This is a genomic window from Mycobacterium sp. 1165196.3 (assembly GCF_001673415.1).
In the GTDB taxonomy this organism is placed as follows: domain Bacteria; phylum Actinomycetota; class Actinomycetes; order Mycobacteriales; family Mycobacteriaceae; genus Mycobacterium; species Mycobacterium europaeum_A.
In genome coordinates this window covers 1-11,314 of sequence record NZ_LZLU01000031.1, presented here as the reverse complement: position 1 = coordinate 11,314, position 11,314 = coordinate 1, and the positions used below count along the sequence as shown (strand labels likewise).

Below are 11,314 nucleotides of genomic sequence, written 5' to 3'. Positions count from 1 at the left end.
TGGCATCGGCCATCCTGTACGGGCCCCCACCCGGCTACGGGGCGCCGCCCCGGCCCGCGTTCAGCGTCGGTGACGCGTTCGGCTGGGCCTGGAACGCATTCACCAAAAACCCTGTGGCGCTGATCGTTTCGGCTCTCGTCTACGGGGTGCCTGAATACTCGGGAGGTTGGCTCATGTCCGTCCTTGCTGTCGGATTTCCAAGTGTGGCGAAGTTTCCTTGAGAAAACGCCCGCGGAACTCGGCAACCGGAACTTAGCAAAGATGGGCCGTGGGTGCCGGGATTGCCGGCTGCGTGCCTGGGCCGGCGCGGGCGTCGGCCGGTCGTGGTATGCCTGAAGCCGTGTCCGACGGTCTGTTTGACCTACCCGGCGCGTCGCAGCCAACCGATCACGGGCTGCGCGCGTCGGGCGGCGCCCCCCTGGCGGTGCGGATGCGTCCGGCATCCCTGGACGAGGTGGTCGGGCAGGACCATCTGCTGGCGCCCGGGTCCCCGCTGCGCCGCCTGGTCGAGGGCTCGGGCGTGGCATCGGCCATCCTGTACGGGCCCCCCGGCAGCGGCAAGACGACGCTGGCCGCGCTGATCTCGCAGGCGACCGGGCGCCGGTTCGAGGCGCTGTCGGCCCTGTCGGCCGGTGTCAAAGACGTTCGGGCGGTGATCGATACCGCGCGCCGGGCGCTGCTGTCCGGCGAGCAGACGGTGCTGTTCATCGACGAGGTGCACCGGTTCTCCAAGACCCAGCAGGACGCGCTGCTGTCGGCCGTGGAGAACCGGGTGGTGCTGCTGGTCGCGGCGACCACGGAGAACCCGAGCTTCTCGGTGGTGGCGCCGCTGCTGTCCCGCTCGCTGATCCTGCAGTTGCGGCCGCTGAGCGCCGACGACATCCGCGCGGTGGTGCAGCGCGCGATCGACGACCCGCGCGGGCTGGGCGGTCAGATCGCCGTCGACCCCGAGGCCGTCGACCTGCTGGTGCGGCTGGCCGCCGGCGATGCCCGGCGCGCGCTGACGGCGCTGGAGGTCGCCGCCGAAACTGTGCGGGCGGCCGAACCCGGTGGCGAGTTGACCGTCGCCGCCGTCGAGCAGTCCCTGGACGAGGCCGCGGTGCGCTACGACCGGGACGGCGACCAGCACTACGACGTCATCAGCGCCTTCATCAAGTCGATCCGCGGCTCCGACGTCGACGCCGCGCTGCACTATCTGGCCCGCATGCTGGTCGCCGGGGAAGACCCGCGGTTCGTCGCGCGCCGGCTGATGATCCTGGCCAGCGAGGACATCGGCATGGCCGACTCGACCGCGCTGCAGGTGGCGGTCGCGGCCGCGCAGACCGTCGCGCTGATCGGCATGCCCGAGGCGCAGCTCACCCTGGCGCACTGCACGGTCTATCTGGCCACCGCGCCGAAGTCGAACGCGGTCACCACGGCGCTGGGTGCGGCGATGAGCGACATCAGGGCCGGCAAGGCCGGACTGGTTCCGCCGCACCTGCGCGACGGGCACTATTCGGGCGCCGCCGGGCTGGGGAACGCGCAGGGCTACAAGTACTCGCATGATCACCCGGATGGCGTTGTCGCGCAACAGTATCCACCCGACGAGCTGGTCGGTGTCGACTACTACCGCCCCACCGGCCGCGGCGGTGAACGCGAAATGGCCGGCCGGCTGGACCGATTGCGCGCGATCATCCGCAACAAGAGGGGACGGTCATGAAGGTCTTCACCGACGAGGAGATGGGCCGGCTGCTGCCCACCGCCAAGCCCTACAGCGTCGTCATCCTCAAGCGCGGCCCCAGGTTCGGCGACGAGTCGTCGGTCGGCGTGATCTGGGAGCACGGCCGGCGCAATTTCGGGCTGCGCGACGACGGGGTGCTCGCGGTGGTCCTGCCGGTCAGCGACGAGTCCGACGTCTGCGGCGTCGGAGTCTTCGCGGCGACGGTCGACAAGACCACCGGGATCATGAGCGAGGACCCCGGGGTCGCCGCGGGCGTCTTCACCTACGAGGTGCACGCCTGCCGCGGGTTCCCCGGCGACGCCTTGCCCTAGGCCCAGCCTGATTGCCCGGCTAGACCAGCTCGGGCACCCGCAGGTGGGCGATGGCCAGCTCGAACTCGGCCACGTCGATCACCTCGGCGCCCAGCTCGCGCACCCGCCTGCTGCGCAGTTCGCTGGCCCGGTCGCGGTTGCGGGCCAGCGCCTCCATCGAGTCGAACGTGGAGCAGGTGACCGCCCGGCGGCACGCGGGGTGGTCGACGAGCAGGCTGGCGCTGCAGAACCCGTCGAGGTCCTCCAGCTCGGGCAGCACCGAGGACCGGTAGAAGTCCAGCGACCGGGTGAGCTGATCCGGCACCACCTTGAGCCAGGTGGCGCGCACGCACGCACCCTGTCGGGACGGGTGGTCGCGGTGCAGCAGGGCGATGTCCCATTCCTCGATCCGCGCGCTGCCGTCGAACATCAGCGCGGCCCGGTCACGGATGGGCGCGACCCGCTCGGCGCTGCCGCGCATCGCCTCGATGGTCTCCCACGAGCTGGTCGCGATGCAGGTGCCGGATTGCCGGTCGACCAACAGCGACAGCCCCACGCACCCGTCGATCTCGGTGAGGGCGGGCATGACGACGTCGCGAACGTGCGCAATTCCGATGTCGACCGACAGGGGTTGCGCCTGGATGGTGGTGGAACGTGCGTACACGGTCGACCCCTCTCTGTGTCGGGGCTTGACAACTAACGGGACCCGGTGGCGCCACCGGTCCCACCAGTTACCTTCCTCCTGCCGGTTGCGTGCCGCAATGCCCAACTGTGGCCGCGCTCACAAACGATTGGCTGGTCGCGACGGTCGGGCCGTAGGCTTGTCCGGGTGCATACCGATGTGTTGGACGTGGACACCTCGCGCCGCCGCATCGTCGATCTCACCGAAGCGGTGCGCGGGTTCTGCTGGTCGCGCGGGGACGGCCTGTGCAACGTGTTCGTCCCGCACGCCACGGCGGGGGTGGCCATCATCGAGACGGGTGCCGGTTCCGACGACGACCTGGTCGACACGCTGGAACGGCTGCTGCCGCGCGACGACCGGTACCGGCACTCGCACGGCTCCCCGGGCCACGGCGCCGACCATGTGATGCCGGCGCTCGTCGCGCCGTCGGTGACGGTGCCGGTCTCGGGCGGGGAGCCGATGCTGGGCACGTGGCAAAGCATCGTCCTGGTCGACCTGAACCGGGACAACCCCCAACGCTCGGTCCGGCTGAGCTTTCTGGAGGGTTAGCGGCCGGACGCCCGGCGCGCCGGGGCAGGTACTGTGAGCGGTCGAAATGCGTCGTTAGATGGGCTTCTCACACCCGGCGAATAGGCTGGGAGCCAGACGTCGAAGTAACGGAAAGAAGCGGGCTGGAAAGTGCAGACACACGAGATCAGGAAGCGGTTTCTTGATCATTTCGTGAAGGCGGGCCACACCGAGGTGCCGAGCGCATCGGTGATCCTCGACGACCCCAACCTGCTGTTCGTCAACGCGGGCATGGTGCAGTTCGTGCCCTACTTCCTGGGCGCGCGCACTCCCGAGTACTCGACCGCCACCAGCATCCAAAAGTGCATCCGCACGCCCGATATCGACGAGGTCGGTATCACCACCCGACACAACACGTTCTTTCAGATGGCGGGCAACTTCTCGTTCGGCGACTATTTCAAGCGCCGCGCCATCGAGCTGGCCTGGACCCTGCTGACCAACAGCGTCGAGCAGGGCGGCTACGGCCTGGATCCCGAACGCATCTGGACGACGGTCTTTTTCGACGACGACGAGGCCGTGCAGCTGTGGCAGGAGATCGCCGGCCTGCCCTCCGATCGCATCCAGCGCCGCGGCATGGAAGACAACTACTGGTCGATGGGCATCCCTGGCCCGTGCGGCCCGTCCTCGGAGATCTACTACGACCGCGGGCCGGAGTTCGGCATCGAGGGCGGCCCGATCGCCAACGAGGACCGCTACATCGAGATCTGGAATCTCGTGTTCATGCAGAACGAGCGCGGCGAGGGCACCGGCAAGGCCGACTTCGAGATCCTGGGGCCGTTGCCGCGCAAGAACATTGACACCGGCATGGGCGTGGAGCGGGTCGCGTTCATCCTGCAGGGCGTGCACAACGTCTACGAGACCGACCTGCTGCGCCCGGTCATCGACACCGCCGCCGCCCGGGCGCCCCGCGGGTATGACGTGGGCAACCACGACGACGACGTGCGCTACCGGGTGATCGCCGACCACAGCCGCACCGCCGCCATCCTGATCGGCGACGGCGTCACGCCCGGCAACGACGGCCGCGGCTACGTGCTGCGCCGGCTGCTGCGCCGGGTGATCCGCTCGGCCAGGCTGCTCGACATCGAGGGGCCCATCGTCGGTGACCTGATGGCCACGGTGCGCGACGCGATGGGGCCGTCGTACCCCGAGCTGGTCGCCGACTTCGACCGGATCCGGCGCATCGCCGTCGCCGAGGAGACCGCGTTCAACCGCACGCTGGCGGCGGGCTCGAAGCTGTTCGACGAGGTGGCCGGCACCACCAAATCCTCTGGCGCGAAGTCGATTTCGGGCGCGGACGCCTTCACCTTGCACGACACCTACGGATTCCCGATCGAGCTCACGCTGGAGATGGCGTCGGAGGCCGGCCTGCACGTGGACGAGGTCGGCTTCCGGGAACTGATGGCCGAGCAGCGCCGGCGCGCCAAGGCCGACGCCGCCGCGCGCAAACACGCCCACGCCGACCTGACCGCCTACCGCGAGCTGGTCGACGCCGGGCCCACCGAGTTCACCGGCTTTGACGAATTGACTTCCGAGGCAAGGATTCTGGGCATCTTCGTGGACGGCAAGCGGGTTCCGGTGGTCACCCACGGCACCGAGGGGGCCGACCGCGTCGAACTCGTGCTGGATCGCACGCCGCTGTACGCCGAGGCCGGCGGCCAGATCGCCGACGAGGGCACCATCAGCGGAACGGGCGCCGGCGAGACCGCCCGCGCCGCGGTCACCGATGTGCAGAAGATCGCCAAAACCCTGTGGGTGCACCGGGTCAACGTCGAGTCGGGCGAGTTCGTCGAGGGCGACACCGTCGTCGCGGCGGTCGACCCGCAGTGGCGCCGCGGCGCCACCCAGGGCCACTCCGGCACCCACATGGTGCACGCGGCACTGCGACAGGTGCTGGGCCCCAACGCCGTTCAGGCCGGCTCGCTCAACCGCCCCGGCTATTTGCGGTTCGACTTCAACTGGCAGGGGCCGCTGTCCGAAGAGCAGCGCACCCAGGTCGAAGAGGTGACCAACCAGGCCGTGCAGGCCGACTTCGAGGTGCACACGTTCACCGAGCAGCTGGAGAAGGCCAAAGCGATGGGCGCGATGGCCATGTTCGGCGAGGCCTACCCCGACGAGGTGCGGGTGGTGGAGATCGGCGGCCCCTTCTCGCTGGAGCTCTGCGGTGGAACCCACGTGCACAACTCGGCGCAGATCGGGCCGGTGACCATCCTGGGCGAATCCTCGGTCGGTTCCGGGGTGCGCCGGGTGGAGGCCTACGTCGGGCTGGAGTCGTTCCGGCACCTGGCCAAGGAACGCGCGCTGATGGCGGGGCTGGCGTCGACGCTGAAGGTGCCCTCCGACGAGGTGCCCGCCCGGGTGGCCAACCTGGTGGAGCGCCTCAAGGCGGCGGAAAAGGAACTCGAACGCGCCCGGCTGGCCGGCGCCCGGGCCGCCGCGACCAACGCCGCGGCGGGCGCGGAGCGCATCGGTAACGTCCGGGTGGTGGCGCAACGGATGTCCGGCGGGATGACGGCGGGCGATCTGCGCTCCCTGGTCGGCGACATTCGCGGCAAGCTGGGCAGCGATCCCGCGGTGGTCGCGCTGATCGCCGAGGGCGAGGGCGGGTCGGTGCCCTACGCCGTCGCCGCCAATCCGGCCGCCCAGGACCTGGGGCTTCGCGCCAACGACCTGGTCAAGCAGCTCGCGGCGACCGTCGACGGCCGCGGCGGTGGCAAGGCGGACCTGGCGCAGGGATCCGGCAAGGATCCGGCGGGCATCGACGCAGCGCTCGACGCGGTACGGTCCGAGATCGCCGTGATAGCGCGGGTCGATTGAGTGGTCTTGACACAGCACCGCTCGCCTGACCGGCCCGGCGATCCTCACCAGGACCCCGGCCGGGGACGACGGCTCGGCATCGACGCGGGCAGCGTGCGCATCGGCGTGGCCTGCAGCGACCCCGACGCCATCCTGGCCACCCCGGTGGAGACCGTGCGCCGCGACCGCAACGGCAAGCACCTGCGGCGGCTGGCCGCGCTGGTCGCCGAATACGAAGCCGTCGAGGTGGTGGTCGGATTGCCGCGCACGCTGGCCGATCGCACCGGCCCGGGCCCTCGACGCGATCGAGGTGGCCGACGCGTTGGCCCAGCGCATCGCCCCGGTGCCGGTGCGGCTGGCCGACGAGCGGCTGACCACCGTGGCCGCCCAGCGCTCGCTGCGCGCGGCCGGGATGCGGGCCAAAGAACAGCGTGCGGTGATCGATCAGGCCGCGGCGGTGGCGATCCTGCAGAGTTGGCTGGATCAGCGCCGCGCGGCGGTGGCGGGGGAGCTCAGCGATGGTTGACAGCGCACGGCGGGAACGGGCCGAGCCCGAGGCGGTGGGCGCGCCGTCGGGGCGCAGGTCGAGCCGGGTCGCCCGGAAGGCCGAGCGGGGCCGCCGGCGGCGGCGCTTCGCCGGCAAGGTCGCGCTGGCGATCTTCGTCGTGGTGGTGCTCGCCGGCGTCTTCGCGGGCGGCAAGCTGTGGCACACGTTGTTCGGGCCCGGCGACGACTACACCGGCAGCGGCAAGCGGGACCTGGTGATTCAGGTCCAGGCCGGTGACTCGACCACCAACATCGGTGAGACGCTGCAAAAACAGCAGGTCATCAAGACGGTGCGGGCGTTCGTCAACGCCGCGCACGGCAACAGCGCCATCAACGCGATCCAACCGGGTTTCTACCGGCTGCGCACCGAGATCCCGGCCGCCAACGCCGTCGCGCGGCTGACCGACCCGAAGAGCCGGGTGGGCCGGCTGGTCATCCCCGAAGGCCGTCAGCTCGACGACACCACCGACATGAAGACCAACGTGGTGACGCCGGGAATCTTGACGCTGATCTCGCGCGCCACCTGCGTCGACCTGGACGGGGACACCCGCTGCGTCCCGGTGGAAGGCCTGCGGGCCGCCGCCACCAACAGTTCTCCCTTGGCGTTGGCGGTGCCGGCATGGGCCACCGAACCCGTCGGTGAACTCGGCAAGGACCACCGCCGCATCGAGGGGCTGATCGGGCCGGGCACCTTCAACATCGATCCGTCCGCGTCGCCCGAGGCCATCCTGGCCACCCTGATCGGCGCCGGCGCCGAGGAGTACGTCAAGTCCGGGCTGGTGGACACCGCCCAGGCCATGGGCCTGTCGCCCTACGACATCCTGGTGGTGGCGTCGCTGGTGCAGCAGGAGTCCAACTCCCAGGACTTCGCCAAGGTGGCGCAGGTCATCTACAACCGGCTGCACGCCCACCACACGCTCGAGTTCGACTCGTCGGTCAACTATCCGCTGGACCGCCGCGAGGTGGCCACCAGCGACGCCGACCGGGCCCAGAAGACGCCGTGGAACACCTATGTGTCGCAGGGCCTGCCGGCCACCGCGATCTGTTCGCCCGGCACCGACGCGCTCAACGCCGCCGAGCACCCGCAGCCCGGTGACTGGCTGTACTTCGTCACCATCGACGCGCAGGGCACGACGCTGTTCACCCGCGACTATCAACAACACCTGGCCAACATCGAGCTGGCTAAGCACAACGGTGTCCTCGACAGCACCCCCCGCTAGCCCGGCGCCGCGCAAGGCGGCCGTGCTCGGCAAGCCGATCGCCCACTCGAAGTCCCCGCAGTTGCACCTGGCGGCCTACCGCGCGCTGGGCCTGGATGACTGGACCTACGAGCGCATCGAGTGCGACGCCGAGCAGCTGCCCGGCGTGGTGGGCGGCCTCGGGCCGGAATGGGTCGGGCTGTCGGTGACCATGCCCGGCAAGTTCGCCGCCCTGCGCTTCGCCGACGAGCGGACCGACCGGGCGCGGCGGGTGGGCTCGGCCAACACCCTGGTCCGCACGCCGACCGGCTGGCGGGCCGACAACACCGACATCGACGGCGTCAGTGGGGCGTTGGCGTCAACAGGTGGGGCCTCTGGATGGGCGCTGGTCTGTGGATCGGGCGGCACGGCTCCGGCGGCCGTCGCCGGCCTGGCCCAACTGGGCGTCGCCGGCGTCACCGTGGTGGCCCGCAACCCCGGCAAGGCGGCCCGGCTGGTCGAGCTGGGCGGCGAACTGGGTGTGCCGACCCGGTTCTGCGACCTGGACGGCGGGGGGCTGGCCGACGAGGTGGCGGGCGCCGAGGTGCTGGTCAGCACCATCCCGGCGGACGTGGCCGCGCGCTATGCCGGCACCTTCGGACGCATCGGCGTGCTGCTGGACGCCGTCTATGACCCGTGGCCCACGCCGCTGGCCGCCGCGGTGAGCGCCGCCGGTGGCCGGGTGATCAGTGGTCTGCAGATGCTGCTGCACCAGGCCTTCGCGCAGGTGGAACAGTTCACCGGGCGGCCCGCGCCGCGCGAGGCCATGACTTGCGCGGTGGCCGCACCGGATTAGCCTGCCGCGCATGCGAATTGCGGCGGCGTGTCTGGTGCTGGCCTGGCTGGCGGCGTTGAGCGGCTATGACATCCGGGAGCGCCGGCTGCCCAACGCGCTGACGCTGACCGGGGCCGCGACGATTCTGGCGGCCGCCGCCCTGGCCGGCCGCGGCGCGCCGGCGGCGGCCGGAACCGTCGGGCTGACCGCGATCTACCTCGCCGTGCACTGCGGGTCGCGGGGCGCCATGGGCGCCGGCGACGTCAAGCTGGCCCTCGGCCTGGGCGCGTTGACAGGGTGCTTCGGCGTGGGCGCATGGTTCCTGGCGGCGCTGGGGGCGCCGCTGCTGACCGCGGCGTTGGGGATGGCGGCCCGGCTTCCGGGCGATGGCACGGCCACGGTGCCGCACGGGCCGTCGATGTGTCTGGCCAGCGCGGCGGGCGTCGGGCTGGCGCTGCTCTGAGGCCGTCAGTTCGGGACGGTGGTGGGCCGCAGCAGCGGCAACAATTGTTCGCCGAGCCGGACCGTCTCCGACTTGTACGGGGTGTCCGACAGCACGAAGTGGGTGACCCCTAGGTCGGCGTATTTGCGCAGCGCGGCGGCGACCTCGACGGCCGACCCGACCAGCCACGTCGTCCCGGCGCCCTCGCCGCCGTATTTGCTCGGCGTCGTATACAGGCAGGAATCCAGCACTTCTCCCCGCCCGGCGAGATCGGTCAGCCGCCGCTGGCCCGCGGACCCCGCCGGGTCGTGCAGCAGCATCATCGTGGGCGTGCCGGCCAGCTTGGCGACCTTCGCCTCGGCGTCGCGCCAGGCCTCCTCGGACGTGTCGCGCACCAGGGTGGTGACACGCAGGCCGAACTCCAGCGGCGCGTGCTCGCGACCGAGCTTGTCGGACAACGACTTCAGCCTGTCGATGCGTTCGGCGATGCCGTCCAGCGGCTCGCCCCAGAACAGTTGGACATCGGCATCGGTCGCGGCGACCTGCTCGGCGGCCTCCGACGCCCCACCGAAGTAGAGCTTCGGGTACCGGCCGTCGTCCGCACCGGTCGGGCGCGGCTGCAGCGTCGAGTGTTCGACACGGTAGAACTCGCCGCGGAAGGTGACGTCGTCCTCGCTCCACAACCGGCGGACCAGGCGGATGAATTCGCGGGTGCGGTCGTAGCGGCGCGCCTTGTCGACCTCCGGGTCGCCGTAGGCGGCCAGGTCATCGGCCCCGCTGACGACGTTGACCAGCAGCCGGCCGTTGTTGAGCCGATCCAGCGTTGCCGCCGCGCTGGCGAAATGCGCCGGGTGCCAATAGCCCGGGCGGACCGCCACCAGTGGCGCGAAGTTGGTGGTGCGCGCCGCGATCGCCGTCGCCACCGTGAACGTGTCCGGCCGGCCCCAGCCGGTGCCGATCAGCGCGCCTTCCCAGCCGTGCTGCTCGGCGCGCAGCGCCAGGTCGACCGAATAGTCCAGGCTTCCCCAGCCGTCGACGGTGTCGTCGCCTCGATGGCCCGGCTCGACGGTATTCGGTATGTACCAGAGAAATTGACCCACCAGACAACATGCTGGCACATGACCGCGCGGCCGCATCTGCCGTCGGCGCTTAACGCGTGGTCAGGTCAGGAATCACCGCGGATGAAAGTCCACCGGCCGCCGAAAAAATTCAGGACGCAGGAAACCGTTGCCCGGGGCGTCGGCTCCTGACAGCCTTTCGGGCTGGCTGTCGTACACGCGACATCGATTCATCCAGGAAGGCCTTGACCCGCATGCCCGTTGGACCCCAGAGCGACGGCGTGCTCGCCGAAATCGCGGCCGATTACCGCCTGCGCCTGGCCAACGGCGGAACCGAGCCGCCGCTGCGCGGCCTCAAGCTCGTCCGGGAACAGCGGTGGGGCGCGGTGCGATTGGCCCGCGAACACGGCGGCGCCGGCTACTCGGTGGCCGAATTCTTCGACCACCTCATCGCGCTCGCCGCCGCCGATCCGGATCTGGCGCACATCCTGCGGATCCACTACGCGTTGGTCGAGGAGTTACAGGTCACACCGCGGCGGCCGGGCAGCGACCGGTGGATCGCGGTGGTCGCCGAGGGCGGGTTGATCGGTGGTGCCAACGCCGAGAAGAGCCAGAAGTCAGTGGGCGGCAACGACCGTGACACCCGGCTGGTCGGCGGCGCGGACGGGCTGCGGCTGCGGGGCCGGAAGTTCTACAGCACCGGCGCGCAGTTCTCCGACTATCTGCGCATCACCGCCCAGGACGACGACGGCATCCCGACCGCCGTGGTGATCCCGGTGGACCGGGCCGGCGTCGAGCACCTCGACGACTGGGACGGCATTGGCCAGCGCCAAACAGGCAGCGGCACAACGGTATTCCACGACGTCGCTGTCGCGCCCGACGAGGTGTTCCCGCTGGCCGACACCATCGGGGTGAACCGCTCCCGGGGCGCGCTGATGCAGCTGTATCTGCACGCGATAGCCGCGGGCATTCTGCGGTCCCTGACCGCCGACGCCGCGGCGCTGGTGCGGGGGCGGCGACGCACCTACACCTTCGCCAGCGTCGAGGAGCCCACCGCGGATCCGCAGCTGCTGCAGATCGTCGGCGAGATCGACGCGGTGGCATACGCCGCCCAGGCGCTGGTGCACAGCGCCGCGGCCGAACTCGCTTCCGCGCTGCAGGCGGCGCGCAACACCGGGATCGATCCCGAGCTGGAAACCAGGT

The 11,314-nt window shown here is 70.6% G+C and carries 10 protein-coding genes and 2 pseudogenes; 10 read left to right on the top strand and 2 right to left on the bottom strand.

The window, feature by feature from the left end:
• Window positions 1-11: 11 nt before the first annotated feature.
• From A5659_RS28910 to A5659_RS03510, 3 genes and pseudogenes are all read left to right on the top strand, one after another.
• Window positions 12-143, top strand: a pseudogene (locus A5659_RS28910) (hypothetical protein); the annotation flags it as partial.
• 185 nt (window positions 144-328) lie between these two features.
• Window positions 329-1,699, top strand: a complete 1,371-nt coding sequence (locus A5659_RS03515; protein WP_067179328.1) for a replication-associated recombination protein A — start codon at window positions 329-331, stop codon at window positions 1,697-1,699.
• A complete protein-coding gene (locus tag A5659_RS03510; RefSeq protein ID WP_067179326.1) occupies window positions 1,696-2,031 on the top strand; it encodes a hypothetical protein in 336 nt (111 codons plus the stop codon). Before A5659_RS03515 ends, A5659_RS03510 begins: the two co-directional genes overlap by 4 nt.
• A 19-nt stretch (window positions 2,032-2,050) precedes the next feature.
• Here the strand turns inward: A5659_RS03510 and A5659_RS03505 are convergent, their stop codons facing one another.
• Entirely contained in the window at window positions 2,051-2,674 is a 624-nt protein-coding gene (locus tag A5659_RS03505) for a hypothetical protein (protein ID WP_067179324.1), read from the bottom strand.
• Window positions 2,675-2,851: 177 nt separating this feature from the next.
• Here A5659_RS03505 and A5659_RS03500 point away from each other — a divergent pair, with 177 nt between their 5' ends.
• From A5659_RS03500 to A5659_RS03475, 6 genes and pseudogenes are all read left to right on the top strand, one after another.
• Entirely contained in the window at window positions 2,852-3,241 is a 390-nt protein-coding gene (locus tag A5659_RS03500; protein WP_197497906.1) for a secondary thiamine-phosphate synthase enzyme YjbQ, read from the top strand.
• A 129-nt stretch (window positions 3,242-3,370) separates the two neighbouring features.
• Window positions 3,371-6,073 (top strand): alanine--tRNA ligase, encoded by a 2,703-nt coding sequence (gene alaS / locus A5659_RS03495; RefSeq protein ID WP_067179322.1) that lies wholly within the window; start codon window positions 3,371-3,373, stop codon window positions 6,071-6,073.
• Window positions 6,074-6,578, top strand: a pseudogene (gene ruvX / locus A5659_RS03490) (Holliday junction resolvase RuvX). It begins immediately after the preceding gene.
• Window positions 6,571-7,818 (top strand): endolytic transglycosylase MltG, encoded by a 1,248-nt coding sequence (gene mltG / locus A5659_RS03485; protein WP_066863513.1) that lies wholly within the window; start codon window positions 6,571-6,573, stop codon window positions 7,816-7,818. The pseudogene ruvX and the gene mltG overlap by 8 nt, the downstream one beginning before the upstream one ends.
• Window positions 7,793-8,632, top strand: coding sequence for a shikimate dehydrogenase (locus tag A5659_RS03480; RefSeq protein ID WP_066876280.1), 840 nt, complete (start codon window positions 7,793-7,795; stop codon window positions 8,630-8,632). Before mltG ends, A5659_RS03480 begins: the two co-directional genes overlap by 26 nt.
• 10 nt (window positions 8,633-8,642) lie before the next feature.
• Window positions 8,643-9,074, top strand: a complete 432-nt coding sequence (locus tag A5659_RS03475) for an A24 family peptidase (RefSeq protein ID WP_067179320.1) — start codon at window positions 8,643-8,645, stop codon at window positions 9,072-9,074.
• 5 nt (window positions 9,075-9,079) lie between these two features.
• On the opposite strand, the gene A5659_RS03470 is transcribed toward A5659_RS03475, so the two are convergent.
• A complete protein-coding gene (locus A5659_RS03470; protein WP_067179318.1) occupies window positions 9,080-10,189 on the bottom strand; it encodes an LLM class flavin-dependent oxidoreductase in 1,110 nt (369 codons plus the stop codon).
• 176 nt (window positions 10,190-10,365) lie between these two features.
• Between A5659_RS03470 and A5659_RS03465 the strand changes: the two genes are divergently transcribed.
• On the top strand, window positions 10,366-11,314 hold a 949-nt coding region (locus A5659_RS03465; RefSeq protein WP_067179315.1), incomplete at its 3' end, for an acyl-CoA dehydrogenase.